The following is a 12,577-nucleotide window of genomic DNA, read 5'->3' as shown; positions in this document are numbered from 1 at the left end:
ACCATCTCCGTCGGCATCGGCTTCGGCCACAGCCAGTTCGGCGCCCAGACCATCAGCATCGATGGCACCGAGATCGCCGGTCAGCCGGAGCGTGGCGGCGGCATCAACCCCAACCCCTTCAACGTAGTCGACCCCACCCGTAAGGGCGCCAGCCTCTACCGGGATCGCACCTTCGGCTCCACCTGCCGTCATGGTGTCCCTGTGGGCATTCGCAAAGTGTAAGAGCAAGGTCTAAGAGAACGGGCTTGAACAGGGAGGTTCAATTCTCTTAACGCAAAATCCGGAGCCTGGCTCCGGATTTTTTTATTTCTCGACCCCACCCCAGGACAGCCCCGAGGTCAGCGCTTTCCAATAGGCCAGTAGCCGACTGCCCATGAAACAGAGGGTGATCTGCGGCGGTATAAGCCGCTGAGTTTTGCCGTAGAATAGGGGAAAAACATCGACTAGGTATTTGAGTATGAGAGGGAGCCTACTGGGCATCATGGCCTTGATGGCGATGATTTTCACCTTCCCTTCCTGGGGGGGTGTTTACTGCACGGACAAAAACTGGAATACCGGCACCGAACTCTACAAGAAGTACGAACGGAGGTACAACGACCTCTCGACTGACTTCAACGACCGGCTGGATCGCCACCAGGAGTTTGAGTTTCTGTCGGAGAACTTCTCCGGGCAGCAGTTAACCCAAGCCTGGCAAAACAGTCCCGACAAGATGACACCGGTTATTGAGCAGTATCGCCAAGAGCTGTTTTCACAGGCAGACACCTTCGCCAAGCTTCGCAAAAGGGCATTGCAGGTGTCCAAAGGCCTGAAAAAATCCCGTGACCTTTGGGAAAAGCTGGCCGATTACTGTTATGACGAGGATAAATACCAAGACTACAAAGCCGGCAGAAACAACATGCGCAAGGTCATAAACACCCTGAAAGCAGCCAATGAGCTTGTCGCCAAGTGCGACAGAATAAAACTCGTCTATCTGAAAGAGGTCGGCTTCCTTGCCGATATCGAGAGCAGCACCCGCCTGTAACTTTCCCCTGCCCTGCTGCTTACCTCAGGCCCAAAGAGCGATTAAGGGTCTCTCGCTTTCCCATAACCCCCGCCAGGAAACCCAGCATGGTCAATCCCAGCCACACCATGGCACCGATGAGTACCCCCTGAACGACAAAGAGGATGGGGCTTAGGAAGATGATCATCAGGGCGATGGGCAGACTGAAGCCCACGGTCACAAAGGGGAAGATGGGAATCAGCGCCAGGGAGATGAGGTAGCAGAAGGCCAGCCAGCCCAGGGTTACCTGCTTAATGATGGAATAGTTTGGTGTCATCTCGTTTCCCTTTAACCAGCCTGGCTCCAGAGTAACACCCTCACCAAGGGCAAAAAAGGGCGCCTGCCGGCGCCCTCTGGGTCAGTGAAAGACGATGCTAACTGCCGATGTAGGGCGCCAGCTTGGGATCGGACTTGAGCTCGTCGAGCAACTGATTCTCCTCCTCACTGCGACTGGCCTTGCCCTGAAGTTCGTTGTGGCGCTTGAGCCGTTTGAAGGTGGTGTAGGCCTCCAGGGTTTCCCTCAGGTGCACCAGGGCCTGAGTCCCCTTGCTGCCCTTACCCAGCTCTATCTCGGTCAGCAGGGTGGCCATGCTCTGATTGATCTCAAACTCAGGCGCACTGGGGCCGTCCCTGTCGATGCGGATCACGCAGTAGCTCTTCTCCTGATAGAGCTTGTGGCTGCCCTGATCCTGATAGTAGATCTTGCGGTCCGACCCCAACAGCAGGGAGGAGGCGTCCACGTCCGAGGCGAAGCACACCAACAACCCGGGCTGCAGATGATCGAAGGGCTGATTCGCCGGCTTGTTCGCCGACAGCCGAATCTTGCCCTTGATCAGCTCATCGTGCTCATCCAGTTTATCCACCAGGGCCGCCATCGCCTTGCCGACTCCGGCGGTGAGGCTGGCGTAGGGAGCAAACACCGGAAACGCCAGGGCAAAGGCGCTGGTTGACCCATCCAGGGCCTGATTGAGCTGTTGCTGGGCATCATCCCGCAGACCATCTTCGTCGTAGATGTTCAGCTGCAGGGCGATCTCACCATCGGCCTCACGAAAGTCATTGGTGGCGAAGATCTCCGGGTGGAACGCCACCGGCTCCCAGGTTTTCTCCGGCACATCCGGCTTGTAGAGATGAAGTTTGGTGATGGGGGGCTTTTTGCCAATGCGGAAACGACTGGCGATCACCAGATCGTTGCTGCCCTTGGGCCAGCCATCCTTATCGTCCCTGACCCAGGCGCCCTCGACGGTCAGGCGCAGTTTGTTGGCGTCGCGGAAATAGCGCTGATCTCCGTCTGCCATGGGTGTTGAGGGGGGAAGAAGCGGGCCGTAGCCATCGATCAGATTGGGTTTAACGTACCACCATTTGGCGTGCATAACAGACCTCCTGTCCGTATTGAGTGAACCTCAGTGGCGCTCGCCAAATCCGTCGGCGAGCCAACTAGTTCTAGCCCAAAAACACGGGTCCATCAACGCAATCAGCAGGTCAGTGCGACAATCAATCCCAGGGTTCCAACCGACCCAGGCTGTCGACCAGAGCGTACCCCAGTTTAGGAGAGAGCTGCTGGGCCTTTTCCCGCAGTTGGGCCAGGGATTGAGTCAGTGGCGTGCGCCCCGCCAGAATCACCAGGTTGCCATCGGCAGTGGGGCAACTGTGACAGACAGGGAAGTGACGAGCCAGGGCGCGGTTGAGGCCCTCGTGGTAACGGTGCTCCTCCCAGCAGTTGAGCACCAGCATGCCATCCTCCTTCAGCAAGACCGCGGCGTCATCGATAAAACGCTCATTAAGCTGCACATCGTCGACGGCGTCGGCGCCATAGAGATCGGTAAACAGCAGGTCCACCCGCTTGTGTTTACCCTCGGCCAGGAAGGCGGCGCCCTCCTGATGAACCAGCTCGATGCGCTTGCTGCGAGGCAGGCGGAAATGGGTCAGGGCCATCTCGGTAACCAGGGGACGCAGTTCAACCCCGGTGATCTTGATCCCCTTGACCGCAGTGGCCAGGGCGGAGATAAGGCAGCCACCGCCCACTCCGAGTACCAGGGCACGCTTGGGCTGACAGAACAACAGGGAGAGCATCATCGCCCGGGTGTAGTCATGCTGAAGCACCCAAGGCTGTTTGGTGAGGATACGGCTCTGCTCATCGGCCGGGCCGAAACTGAGGATACGGTGTGGCCCCTGCTCAATAACCCGCACCTGGCCCCACTCATCTTTACCATCAAACAGAACTGTTTCGCCGCTCATACCGCCCCCATAGATTGAAGCCAGGCATTATGGGGGAGGCGGGTCGGCGACTCAAGGTGGAGATCAGTGCTCGCCGGTGACCGCCAGCTTGGCCTGAATAAATTCGCTGTGACGCAGATAGAGCAGATCGCTCACCTTGCGGATCATCGCCTCTTCATGGGGATCGAGTTCATCATCCTCGTAGGCCACCCGCCACAGTCCCTCAATCAACTTGATCTTCTGCTTGAGGTGCAGGTTCTTCTTCACCACATTGGTGAAGTTGTGGATGGAGTTGGCCTGTTCGGTCTGGATCAGCGCCTCCTCGATGAGGTCCCGGGCTTCCCGGTCGGACAACTGGTGCAGCCCCTTGACCAGGTGCCAAACCGCCTCCTTCTCCTCGTGGCTGATCTGGGAGTCGGCCCGGGCCACCTCCAGCAGCAGCGCGGTGCTGGCCAGCTCGACGTTCAGCTCCTCAGTCACGGAGCCCTGGTCAGAAAACAGAGATTTAAGACGACTTATCATGGGCAGAAACTCCTGTGTTATTGCAGTTTTGGACCCCGGCAGAGTGAAACTGGTTCCTCGAACCGGTTTGACCGCTCACTTGGCCACCGGCCAGTGCACCGCCAGCCACAGCGTCGGCTGCCCGGGATCGGTCCAGCTGACCCTGTGCTTGCAGCCCGAAGGCAGCCAGGCATGGTCGCCTGCCTCCAGGTTTTGTTCCCGGCCATCGTCGAACATCAACCGGGCACGCCCCTTCAGCAGCACCACCCACTCGTTTTGGGCTTGATCGTACCACTGACCCTCTGGCGTCACCTGCCCAAGGGAGGTAATTCTTTCAATTTTCACCCCTTTATTCTCGATGATGGTCTGAAACACTTCATCTGTTAAGTTTTCGGGAATTTCAGTTAGCAGGTTATTCACAATTCACCATCCGTTTACGCCCCTGTCACATTTTAGCCCAAAGACCCTATCCCCCTTACAGATAAGGAGTTTTGGCTAAGAGATCGGACCAAAGCATAAGTTTGAAGCATTAAATCATAAGAATGAGTTGTTTAAGTTAATTCATAGCCAAATAGTGTCGATTAAGATCAATCAAATATCGAATCCGGGTGGACATGACGCAAGGAAAATTGCCAAAATTCCCCGCTCTGGCGGCCTGTCCGTCCAAGATAAAAATAATGCGTTAGGCAAATTATGAGCAATCAACAATCTCTACTTAAGAAAATCGCAAGCGGCAGCCTGGTCCTGCAGATCCTGGTGGGTATCCTCGCCGGTGTCGGCCTGGCCGTGGTGGCACCAGAAAGCGCCAAGTCCGTAAGCTTCCTCGGCGGCCTGTTCGTGTCCGCCCTGAAGGCAGTGGCTCCGATCCTGGTATTCATCCTGGTGGCCTCCTCCATCGCTAATCAGAAGCGTGGAGAGCACACCAACATGAAACCGATCATCATGCTCTACCTGTTTGGCACCTTCGCCGCCTCTCTGACGGCGGTCGTGCTGAGCTTCATGTTCCCAACCACCCTGGCCCTGGTGACCAACAACGCCACCGTTGCCCCACCGGAAGGGATCACCGAAGTATTGAACACCCTGCTGTTCAAGGTGGTCGACAACCCGGTGAACGCCCTGATGACAGGCAACTTCATCGGCATTCTGGCTTGGGGTATCGCCCTGGGTCTGGCACTGCACAAAGCCACCGACGCCACCAAGCAGGTGTTCCACGATGTCTCCGAAGGGATCACCAGCATCGTGAAAGTGGTGATTCGCTTTGCCCCCATCGGCATCTTCGGTCTAGTGGCCAACACCATCGCCACCACCGGCTTCGACGCCCTGGGGGGATACTCCCACCTGCTGGCGGTCCTGCTGGGCGCCATGGCCTTTATCGCCCTGGTGGTTAACCCCTCCATTGTCTACGTGAAGACGCGCCAGAACCCCTTCCCTCTGGTGTTCCAGTGTCTGCGTGAAAGCGGCGTGACCGCCTTCTTCACCCGCAGCTCTGCCGCCAACGTGCCGGTGAACATGGACCTGTGTAAGCGCCTGGACCTCCACGAGGACACCTACTCCGTGTCCATCCCTCTGGGGGCCACCATCAACATGGCCGGTGCTGCCATCACCATCACCGTACTGACCCTGGCCGCCGTGCACACCATGGGCGTGCAGGTAGACCTGCCCACCGCCCTGCTGCTCTCCATCGTTGCCGCGGTGTCCGCCTGTGGTGCCTCCGGTGTAGCCGGTGGTTCACTGCTGCTGATCCCTCTGGCCTGCAGCCTGTTCGGCATCTCCAATGATGTGGCGATGCAGGTGGTGGCCGTTGGCTTCATCATCGGTGTGATTCAGGACTCTGCGGAAACTGCCCTGAACAGCTCCACCGACGTGATCTTCACCGCCGCTGCCTGCCGTGAAGCAGAGCGCAAGGCCGGTTAACCTGTCCGGTTGATGATGAGGGGACTCCTAGGAGTCCCCTTTTTAATGCCCCCGTGCCGCCGCTCTGGCTGACAGACAGGGTTAGGGAGTGCTAACTTTTGGGGTACGTATCTGCACCCACTCCTGCCCGATTGCCTCTGCCTGACAGGGCCAGGCTTCGGGACAATCACCTGATGGAGCAATTATGGCCAGGGACTGTGGCCCCTTCACCCACAAATGGCTCGACGCCATCGACAAGATTGATGCCCAAAGCTGGGATGCCCTGTTTCCCGGCGACCAGCCCTTCCTGCGTCATGGGTTTCTGGCCGCACTGGAGATCAGCGGCAGCGTGGGCAAAAGCAGCGGCTGGAAGCCCCTGCATCTGCTGGTTGAACAGGAACAACGCCTGGTCGCCGCCCTGCCCGGCTACATCAAACTGCACTCCTTCGGCGAGTATGTATTCGACTGGAGCTGGGCCCGAGCCTATGAAGCCCATGGGCTGGACTACTACCCCAAGTGGATCAATGCCGTCCCCTTTACCCCGGTGACCGGCCCCAGACTGGGGGTGGCGGATGATGTGGACCAGGAGTGGCTGCTGATGACTCTGTCGGACAGCCTCAAAGAGCAGGGGCAGGAGTTGGGGCTCTCCGGCATGCAGTGGCTGTTTCCCCATAAGACGCTGTCCGACAAACTGGTGCGCCAGGGCTGGCGTCAGCGCAAGGACATCCAGTTCCGCTGGCACAACCGGGACTATGGCAGCTTCGACGCGTTTCTTGCCACACTGACGGCACGTAAACGCAAAACCATCCTCAAGGAGCGCAAGGGTTGCGCGGATCTGGTGATCGAGCGATTCGAAGGGGCCCGGATCACCGACGAGCATTGGCGGCAGTTTCTCGCGTGTTATCAACACACCTATGCCAAACGCTCAAGCCACTTTGGCTACCTCAATCTGGCCTTCTTCCAGGAACTTCACCGACGCCTGCCCAACACCTCTGTGCTGGTGATGGCCAGGGAGACGAAGCAGAGCCAGTGGTTTGCCGCCGCACTCTATTTCAAGGGGGAGGATGCCCTCTATGGCCGCTACTGGGGCAGCCTCAAGGAGCACCGGGGACTGCACTTCGAGCTGTGTTACTACCAGGGGATCGACTACTGCATCGATAACGGCCTGTCCCTGTTTGATGCCGGTGCCCAGGGAGAGCACAAACTGGCCCGGGGCTTTGAGCCCTGCTGGACCTACTCCAACCATCTGCTCTACCACCCGCTGTTTGATCAGGCGGTGGCCGATGCGGTGCATCAGGAAGAGCGCCAGCTGAAGCGGCTGATGAAGCTGTATCGGGACGCCCTGCCCTACAAGGCTTTATGAAACTCCAGCAGCAGGTTGTTGGCGGGCATGGTGTGGATGGTCGCCAGTGACAGCCCCTGTTTCTCCGCCTGGGCCTCCATCGCTTCCAGGTCGCGAATGCCACTCATGGGGTCCCTCTGCATCAGCCACTGGTCAAACTGGGCATTGCTGTCGCTGGTGTAACGGCCGTTACGATTGAAGGGGCCATAGACACAGAATCGGCCCCCGGGCTGCAGAACCTGACCCACTCCCTGCCACATCTGCATCACCTGCTCCCAGGCCATGATGTGGCAGGTGTTGGCGGTAAACACCCCATCGAAGCTTTGCACTGGCCAGGAGCCGGTCACATCCAGCTCCATAGGTTGCCCCAGGTTGGGCCTGGGAAAGTGCTCAAGGCGCATCTTGAGGGCCGTCAGGTACTCCCCCTGATCCGAGGGCTGCCACTGCAGGTGGGCAAGGTGTTCACAAAAGTAGACCGCGTGCTGACCGGTGCCACTGCCAATCTCCAGCACATGAGTGGCGGGGGCCAGGGCCTGTTTCAGCACCGCCAGAATCGGGGCCTTGTTGTTTTCGCAGGATTGGGAGAAAGGCAGATCCATGAACACTCCATTCGCCGACATCGCAGTTCCGCTAAATTTGCGATCTCGGTCACACTCAATTAAGGTCTTCAGCATACCACCCTAAGGAAGAAAATGATGAAGTCCTCTCTCGTGATTGCCGGATTGATCCTGGCAGGTCTGGTCGGCGCCGGTGCGGTGATGGTCAACCAAACTCAGGCCAACGCCCCCGCCCTGTCGGCCAATGACCAACAGCAGTGGGATGGCCTGGTGCAGTGTGCCGCCTACTACCAGATCGCCTCCAACGCCATTGCCGGCATGAATGCGCCGCAGATGCAGGCGGTGGGACAGAGGCTGCAACAGTCGGCACTGACCGCAGAGCAGCGGGCCGCCGACCTGGGGGGAGAGAAGCCAGCCAAGACCGCCATCGCCCAGGCCAAACAGGCCCAACTGGCCAGCCTGCCTGACCCCAACTCCCTGGGCCCGCTGATGGGCAAGTACAAGACCCGTTGCCAAAGCCTGATGCAGGGGTGAAATAACCGCTGAGCAGCTCCGGTCTGTTAGGGCGAACACGCCCTAACAGACAAGAAGGAACTCACCATGAAACTTTGGGGACTCTTTGCCGCTCTGCTGCTGAGCTTGCCATTGCACGCCGCCATCGCCCCGGCCCCGACCCAGGTCACCCCCCTGCTCAACGGCATGACCATTCCCGACACCTCCCTGACCAGCCTGGATGGCCGAACCCAACCTCTCAGCGCCTGGCTAGGAGGCAAGCCATCACTGCTGGTGTTCTATCGCGGTGGCTGGTGCCCCTGCTGCAATGCCCAGCTCTCCGGCCTGAAGAGGGTCGAAGCCCAATTTTCTAAGATGGGGGTGCAGATTGTGGCCATCTCTCCGGATCCCGCAGAGCAGCTGCAGGACGGTCCGGGAGACACAGGCTATCTGCTGTTGTCAGACCGCCAGCTGGAGGCCAGCGAGGCCTTCGGCCTGGCCTACACCCTGACGCCGGAACTCTCCGCCGCCTATCAGGGCAAACTGGGGCGTCGCCTGGTGACCGGGCAGGGCTCAGATCTGGTGGTACTGCCGGTCCCGGCGGTCTATCTGGTGGACGCCGACGGCTTGGTGCACTTCTCCTACCTCAACCCCAACTACAAAGTCCGAGTCGCGCCTGAGCTGATCCTGACCGCCGCAGAACTGATGCTCAACTGAACCTGCATGCCCCGGCTGATGACCGGGGCCTTTTCACCCCCGAGAGTTTCCCGCTTGTGGGGCTTCCCCAATCTGGTCTGATCTGATAGCTTGAATTCCCGAGAGTCTTACGGAGCATGATGCCGTTGATCCCTTCTCTTTTTAAAGTGGTAACCCAGGCCCAGTGGCAACAAGCCCAGGAAAGCGGTCTGATCCCTTTATGTGGTGCCGACAAGGCCCATGGTCATATCCACCTGAATTACTACCAGTCCCTGGAGCAGGTCACCAGCCACTACTTCGGCGCAGACGATGAGCCTCTGGCCCTGCGGCTGGATGGCGATCGCCTCGCCGAATACGTGAAAGAGTATGACGCCAGCGACGACAAGCCCTGGCCCCAGCCCTGCGCCAAACTTCCCCAGTTGAGCCTGGAGATGGTTACCGAACTGCTGCACTTCGACTATCAGCCGGAAACCGGCAACTTTACCCTGCAGGAGTAGCCAGGCGCGCGCCCAATCCATGAGGGGCCGGTTTGCCCCTCTCGTCCAGACAGACAAACACCATGGCGTCGATGGTGACGATCGCCGCCTTGGTCAGTTTGTTGCGTACCTCACATCGCACCGTGATGGAGGTTCTGCCGTGACCGGTAAGCTCCAGACCGAACTCAATCACGTCCCCCTGAAGCGCCGGACGTCGAAAGTCGATGGCGGAGATGCACTTGGTGACCAGCCTGGTGCTCTCCATCTGGCAGGCGGCGAAGATGGCCGCTTCCTCATCTATCCAACTGAGCAGGCGACCACCGAACAGCATCTCGGCCGGATTCAGATCTTCGGGCTTAACCACCCGTCGTGAATAGAACTTCATGGGGTACTCCTTGCTCTTCACCCAAACCTGAACCCCAAGCCAATTCCATGCCAGTGTCAAAGCTGCTGACAATCAGCATCTTAGCCAAGGTGCCCCTGAGAGGTTGCGCCCTGGTGGTGCATCCTGCCCTTGTAGGATGCAGTCCCCTGGGGTATAGATCCCCCCATGAGCGACACGACTTCTCCAGGTGCTCTGCACCGCCAGCACTTTCGCCGCGGGCCGGATTACCGCTGTGGCGACGATGTATCCTTTGCCGAGATCCGTGACCAGTTTGGCCTGGCCGGGGTCAGAGTGGGACGCTGGGTCACCCGCACTGAGCAGCAATTGGCGGCTAACCTGGTGTTCGACGCCATGGCAGACCTGGCCTACATCCTCAATGTTCCCCCGCAAGTCATAGGACTCAGAGGCAAGCTGCACCTGGCGTTTGGCACCGGAGGCAGCCCCCACAGCCAGGCCCACTACGAACCGGCCGCCCGCACCCTGGCCCTGGCAAAAAACGCCGGTGCCGGTGCCCTGGCGCACGAGTACTGGCACGCCTTCGATCATCACATCGCCGCCAAGGCCTTTGTCACCCCGGCCAAGGCCACTGCCTTTGCCAGCAACCTGTGGCTGCTGCAGCAACCGATGCAGCCCCATCCGCTGAACCAGAGGCTGTCAGAGCTGTTTAATGCGGTGTTTGCCCCGGATAAGCAGGCCCATGGCGAGTTTGTGCAGAGTGCACTGGCGCTGGACGACCAATTGGGACGGCGCTACTTCTCGCTGCCAACAGAACTGATGGCCAGGGCTTTTGAGGCCTGCATCCAGGATCACCAGATAAAGAACCACTACCTGGTCAGTGGCACCAAACAGGGCAAGCTGGCCCAGGCGGGGGCCTACCCCATGGCCGACCATTTACAGTTGATTAACACCATGGTGCACCGTTACTTCCAGCCCCTGGGTCAAGCCCTCTCCAACCAGTGATCAGGATCACGCCCAAACTTATTTAGATGTGCCAACGATCCCAGTTCAGGTCAGATCTTGACCCTGCGAGCAATTGTGAAACATTGTTAATCTATACTGCCAATGGGTCGATTGACCCCTACAACGTTACCCAGTAGTGTGGAGTTTCGAACCTGATTTGGTGATAAAACAATGAACCATCTGCGTATCGACATCGTCTCGGACGTCACTTGCCCCTGGTGCATCATAGGTTATAAGGCGCTTGAGAAGGCGCTGACCGAACTCCATGGAGAACTGGACGCCGAGATCCATTGGCAACCCTTCGAGATCAACCCCCATCTGGGCCCAGAAGGCCAGCCAAGAACCGAAAATCTGAAGAATAAATATGGCTACACCGACGCCCAGGTCGGACAGAACCAACTGGTGCTGGACAAGCGAGCCAATCGCCTTGGCTTTGAGATGCATCTGGACCGTCAGCCCACCACCTACAACACCTTCGACGCCCACCGTCTGCTTCATTGGGCCGAGCTCAAGGGCAAGCAGTCCGCCCTGCAACAGCACCTGTTCCACCTCTACTTCACCAATGGGGGCAACCCCAGTGACCACGACGCCCTGATTCAGTGTGCCGAGGCCGCAGGCCTGAACGCCACTGGCGCTAAAGAGGTACTGGAGAGCGACCAATACGGCGATGAGGTGCGCAAGGACCAGATGAAGTATGTGCGTCTGGGCATCACTTCGGTGCCCGCCTTCATCATCAACGATGAGTACATCATCAGTGGCGGTCAGCCGGTGGACACCTTCATCAACGACCTTAGGGAGATCGCCGGTCACCTGAGTGCCGCCTGAACGCGATAAGTCGTAAACAAAAACAAGGGGGAATCCAATGGATTCCCCCTTAGTCTATCTGGCCCGACTGACTGGTATCCGGGCCAAATGCTGTCCCTTAATGAGCCGCCAGAGTCTCAGAGATGGCGTCGTTGCCTTGGTAGTTTTCAGGCAGCTTATGGGCGATGCCCTTGTGGCAGTCGATGCAGGTCTTGCCCAGCTCGCTGGCAGAGGCATGCATGCGAGCGGCCACCCCTTTCTGCTCGGTGAAGTCCATAAACTCAAAGTTGTGGCAGTTGCGGCACTCCTGAGAGTCGGTTTTGCGCATCCGCGCCCACTCCCGTTCCGCCATAATCAGACGATGATCACTGAACTTCTTCGGCGTATCTACGATACCGATCGCCTTACCCCACAACTCCTTGGACGCCTGGATCTTACGCACCATCTTATGAGTCCAGTCCTTAGGCACATGGCAGTCAGGACAGGTGGCACGCACGCCGCTGCGGTTGTTGTAGTGAACTGTGGTCACGTACTCCTCGTAGACGTTCGCCTCCATCTCATGACAGCCGATGCAGAACTCTTCACGGTTGGTCATCTCCATGCCGGTGTTAAACGCACCCCAGAACATGATGCCCCCCACAAAGCCCACCAGCAGCAGGCTGCCAAGCGCCTTGCCACTGGGGCGGCGGAGCCAGCCCCAAATTCGACCGATAAAGCCAGGTAGTTTCATGGCTTACTCCTTATCTTTGCCAAACTGGCCCAGGCCTTCGAAGGTGTTGGCCACCGGAGGCTTGGCATCCGCCTGGGTCACATGGCACTGCAGGCACAGGTAGCGACGGGGTGCCACGTGAGGCAGAACGATGCCGTCACGATCGGTAAAGTGGGTTGGGCTGACCCGCGGCGCGCCGGTGGTCAGGTAGTTGTCCACGTCGTGGCACTGCAGGCAGCGGTTGGTGGACTGGGTGATCTGATAACCCTGAACCTTGTGAGGCACCAGCGGTGGCTGGTTCACATAGTTCAGCGCCTGACGGTCGATCTCCTTGAGGACCTTCTTCAATCCCGGAGCCTTATTGGTCTCTTCAAGAGGCACGTCTGAGCGCATGCCAAACTGGTGTTCTTCGACGGCAAAGACCGCCAGGGGAAGCAGAAGTGCGCCACACAGGGCAATTCGAAGTTTCATGGTGTTCTCCAATTCTTTTGGCAAGGGGCCCCGCAGGG

At 58.6% G+C, this 12,577-nt stretch carries 18 protein-coding genes; 9 read left to right on the top strand and 9 right to left on the bottom strand.

Annotated elements, in window-relative coordinates; genetic code table 11:
- On the top strand, window positions 1-222 hold a 222-nt coding region (locus ACN0RV_RS17125), incomplete at its 5' end, for a hypothetical protein (RefSeq protein WP_417349495.1).
- A gap of 259 nt (window positions 223-481) precedes the next feature.
- Entirely contained in the window at window positions 482-1,021 is a 540-nt protein-coding gene (locus ACN0RV_RS17120; protein ID WP_417349494.1) for a hypothetical protein, read from the top strand.
- Window positions 1,022-1,040: 19 nt separating this feature from the next.
- Here the strand turns inward: ACN0RV_RS17120 and ACN0RV_RS17115 are convergent, their stop codons facing one another.
- The 5 genes from ACN0RV_RS17115 to ACN0RV_RS17095 all read right to left on the bottom strand — a co-directional run bounded on the left by ACN0RV_RS17115 (window position 1,041) and on the right by ACN0RV_RS17095 (window position 4,099).
- Window positions 1,041-1,316 carry a hypothetical protein gene (locus ACN0RV_RS17115; protein WP_417349492.1) on the bottom strand — a complete coding sequence of 92 codons (276 nt, stop codon included), beginning with the start codon at window positions 1,314-1,316 and terminating at the stop codon, window positions 1,041-1,043.
- Window positions 1,317-1,413: 97 nt separating this feature from the next.
- Complete coding sequence (locus ACN0RV_RS17110) at window positions 1,414-2,409, bottom strand: hypothetical protein (protein ID WP_417349490.1); 996 nt, start codon at window positions 2,407-2,409, stop codon at window positions 1,414-1,416.
- 121 nt (window positions 2,410-2,530) lie between these two features.
- A complete protein-coding gene (locus ACN0RV_RS17105; protein WP_417349489.1) occupies window positions 2,531-3,274 on the bottom strand; it encodes a spermidine synthase in 744 nt (247 codons plus the stop codon).
- A gap of 63 nt (window positions 3,275-3,337) precedes the next feature.
- Window positions 3,338-3,775 carry a TerB family tellurite resistance protein gene (locus ACN0RV_RS17100; RefSeq protein ID WP_417349487.1) on the bottom strand — a complete coding sequence of 146 codons (438 nt, stop codon included), beginning with the start codon at window positions 3,773-3,775 and terminating at the stop codon, window positions 3,338-3,340.
- 75 nt (window positions 3,776-3,850) lie between these two features.
- Complete coding sequence (locus ACN0RV_RS17095; RefSeq protein ID WP_417349485.1) at window positions 3,851-4,099, bottom strand: cupin domain-containing protein; 249 nt, start codon at window positions 4,097-4,099, stop codon at window positions 3,851-3,853.
- A 348-nt stretch (window positions 4,100-4,447) separates the two neighbouring features.
- On the opposite strand from ACN0RV_RS17095, the gene sstT reads away from it, so the two are divergent.
- Both sstT and ACN0RV_RS17085 read left to right on the top strand, forming a co-directional pair.
- Window positions 4,448-5,668, top strand: a complete 1,221-nt coding sequence (gene sstT, locus ACN0RV_RS17090; protein WP_417349483.1) for a serine/threonine transporter SstT — start codon at window positions 4,448-4,450, stop codon at window positions 5,666-5,668.
- Window positions 5,669-5,852: 184 nt separating this feature from the next.
- The gene (locus ACN0RV_RS17085; protein WP_417349482.1) at window positions 5,853-7,010 is read left to right on the top strand and encodes a GNAT family N-acetyltransferase; all 1,158 of its coding nucleotides are present in this window, start codon (window positions 5,853-5,855) and stop codon (window positions 7,008-7,010) included.
- Here ACN0RV_RS17085 and ACN0RV_RS17080 read toward each other — a convergent pair.
- Complete coding sequence (locus ACN0RV_RS17080; protein ID WP_417349480.1) at window positions 6,995-7,609, bottom strand: DUF938 domain-containing protein; 615 nt, start codon at window positions 7,607-7,609, stop codon at window positions 6,995-6,997. The genes ACN0RV_RS17085 and ACN0RV_RS17080 overlap by 16 nt on opposite strands.
- 75 nt (window positions 7,610-7,684) lie before the next feature.
- Here ACN0RV_RS17080 and ACN0RV_RS17075 point away from each other — a divergent pair, with 75 nt between their 5' ends.
- The 3 genes from ACN0RV_RS17075 (at window position 7,685) to ACN0RV_RS17065 (ending at window position 9,231) form a co-directional block, all read left to right on the top strand.
- Window positions 7,685-8,080, top strand: a complete 396-nt coding sequence (locus ACN0RV_RS17075; RefSeq protein ID WP_417349478.1) for a hypothetical protein — start codon at window positions 7,685-7,687, stop codon at window positions 8,078-8,080.
- 66 nt (window positions 8,081-8,146) lie between these two features.
- Window positions 8,147-8,755, top strand: a complete 609-nt coding sequence (locus ACN0RV_RS17070) for a peroxiredoxin-like family protein (RefSeq protein ID WP_417349477.1) — start codon at window positions 8,147-8,149, stop codon at window positions 8,753-8,755.
- Between the two features lie 119 nt (window positions 8,756-8,874).
- Window positions 8,875-9,231, top strand: a complete 357-nt coding sequence (locus ACN0RV_RS17065) for a DUF952 domain-containing protein (protein ID WP_417349475.1) — start codon at window positions 8,875-8,877, stop codon at window positions 9,229-9,231.
- Here ACN0RV_RS17065 and ACN0RV_RS17060 read toward each other — a convergent pair.
- Complete coding sequence (locus tag ACN0RV_RS17060; RefSeq protein WP_417349473.1) at window positions 9,215-9,595, bottom strand: acyl-CoA thioesterase; 381 nt, start codon at window positions 9,593-9,595, stop codon at window positions 9,215-9,217. The genes ACN0RV_RS17065 and ACN0RV_RS17060 overlap by 17 nt on opposite strands.
- A 165-nt stretch (window positions 9,596-9,760) precedes the next feature.
- Between ACN0RV_RS17060 and ACN0RV_RS17055 the strand changes: the two genes are divergently transcribed.
- Both ACN0RV_RS17055 and ACN0RV_RS17050 read left to right on the top strand, forming a co-directional pair.
- The gene (locus ACN0RV_RS17055; RefSeq protein ID WP_417349471.1) at window positions 9,761-10,555 is read left to right on the top strand and encodes a CLCA_X family protein; all 795 of its coding nucleotides are present in this window, start codon (window positions 9,761-9,763) and stop codon (window positions 10,553-10,555) included.
- Window positions 10,556-10,726: 171 nt separating this feature from the next.
- A complete protein-coding gene (locus ACN0RV_RS17050; protein ID WP_417349469.1) occupies window positions 10,727-11,380 on the top strand; it encodes a DsbA family oxidoreductase in 654 nt (217 codons plus the stop codon).
- Window positions 11,381-11,477: 97 nt separating this feature from the next.
- Here ACN0RV_RS17050 and ACN0RV_RS17045 read toward each other — a convergent pair whose 3' ends face one another.
- Together ACN0RV_RS17045 and ACN0RV_RS17040 are read right to left on the bottom strand one after the other, a co-directional pair.
- Window positions 11,478-12,089, bottom strand: coding sequence for a NapC/NirT family cytochrome c (locus ACN0RV_RS17045; RefSeq protein ID WP_417349467.1), 612 nt, complete (start codon window positions 12,087-12,089; stop codon window positions 11,478-11,480).
- A gap of 3 nt (window positions 12,090-12,092) precedes the next feature.
- The gene (locus ACN0RV_RS17040) at window positions 12,093-12,539 is read right to left on the bottom strand and encodes a nitrate reductase cytochrome c-type subunit (protein ID WP_417349466.1); all 447 of its coding nucleotides are present in this window, start codon (window positions 12,537-12,539) and stop codon (window positions 12,093-12,095) included.
- Window positions 12,540-12,577 lie beyond the last annotated feature (38 nt).

The sequence above is a fragment of the Ferrimonas sp. genome, assembly GCF_048263965.1.
Taxonomy (GTDB): Bacteria; Pseudomonadota; Gammaproteobacteria; order Enterobacterales; family Shewanellaceae; genus Ferrimonas.
The sequence above is the reverse complement of the archived record's forward strand: the minus strand, read 5'-3'. Positions and strand labels throughout refer to the sequence as shown.

What these genes read in the sequence shown, in the direction of transcription:
- ACN0RV_RS17100 (WP_417349487.1), bottom strand. Translation starts at nt 3,775, where the DNA reads ATGATAAGTCGTCTTAAATCTCTGTTTTCTGACCAGGGCTCCGTGACT.
- ACN0RV_RS17040 (WP_417349466.1), bottom strand. Translation starts at nt 12,539, where the DNA reads ATGAAACTTCGAATTGCCCTGTGTGGCGCACTTCTGCTTCCCCTGGCG.
- ACN0RV_RS17080 (WP_417349480.1), bottom strand. Translation starts at nt 7,609, where the DNA reads ATGTCGGCGAATGGAGTGTTCATGGATCTGCCTTTCTCCCAATCCTGC.
- ACN0RV_RS17070 (WP_417349477.1), top strand. Translation starts at nt 8,147, where the DNA reads ATGAAACTTTGGGGACTCTTTGCCGCTCTGCTGCTGAGCTTGCCATTG.
- ACN0RV_RS17060 (WP_417349473.1), bottom strand. Translation starts at nt 9,595, where the DNA reads ATGAAGTTCTATTCACGACGGGTGGTTAAGCCCGAAGATCTGAATCCG.
- ACN0RV_RS17105 (WP_417349489.1), bottom strand. Translation starts at nt 3,274, where the DNA reads ATGAGCGGCGAAACAGTTCTGTTTGATGGTAAAGATGAGTGGGGCCAG.
- ACN0RV_RS17120 (WP_417349494.1), top strand. Translation starts at nt 482, where the DNA reads ATGGCCTTGATGGCGATGATTTTCACCTTCCCTTCCTGGGGGGGTGTT.
- ACN0RV_RS17065 (WP_417349475.1), top strand. Translation starts at nt 8,875, where the DNA reads ATGCCGTTGATCCCTTCTCTTTTTAAAGTGGTAACCCAGGCCCAGTGG.
- ACN0RV_RS17115 (WP_417349492.1), bottom strand. Translation starts at nt 1,316, where the DNA reads ATGACACCAAACTATTCCATCATTAAGCAGGTAACCCTGGGCTGGCTG.
- ACN0RV_RS17085 (WP_417349482.1), top strand. Translation starts at nt 5,853, where the DNA reads ATGGCCAGGGACTGTGGCCCCTTCACCCACAAATGGCTCGACGCCATC.
- ACN0RV_RS17075 (WP_417349478.1), top strand. Translation starts at nt 7,685, where the DNA reads ATGAAGTCCTCTCTCGTGATTGCCGGATTGATCCTGGCAGGTCTGGTC.
- ACN0RV_RS17045 (WP_417349467.1), bottom strand. Translation starts at nt 12,089, where the DNA reads ATGAAACTACCTGGCTTTATCGGTCGAATTTGGGGCTGGCTCCGCCGC.
- sstT (WP_417349483.1), top strand. Translation starts at nt 4,448, where the DNA reads ATGAGCAATCAACAATCTCTACTTAAGAAAATCGCAAGCGGCAGCCTG.
- ACN0RV_RS17055 (WP_417349471.1), top strand. Translation starts at nt 9,761, where the DNA reads ATGAGCGACACGACTTCTCCAGGTGCTCTGCACCGCCAGCACTTTCGC.
- ACN0RV_RS17110 (WP_417349490.1), bottom strand. Translation starts at nt 2,409, where the DNA reads ATGCACGCCAAATGGTGGTACGTTAAACCCAATCTGATCGATGGCTAC.
- ACN0RV_RS17050 (WP_417349469.1), top strand. Translation starts at nt 10,727, where the DNA reads ATGAACCATCTGCGTATCGACATCGTCTCGGACGTCACTTGCCCCTGG.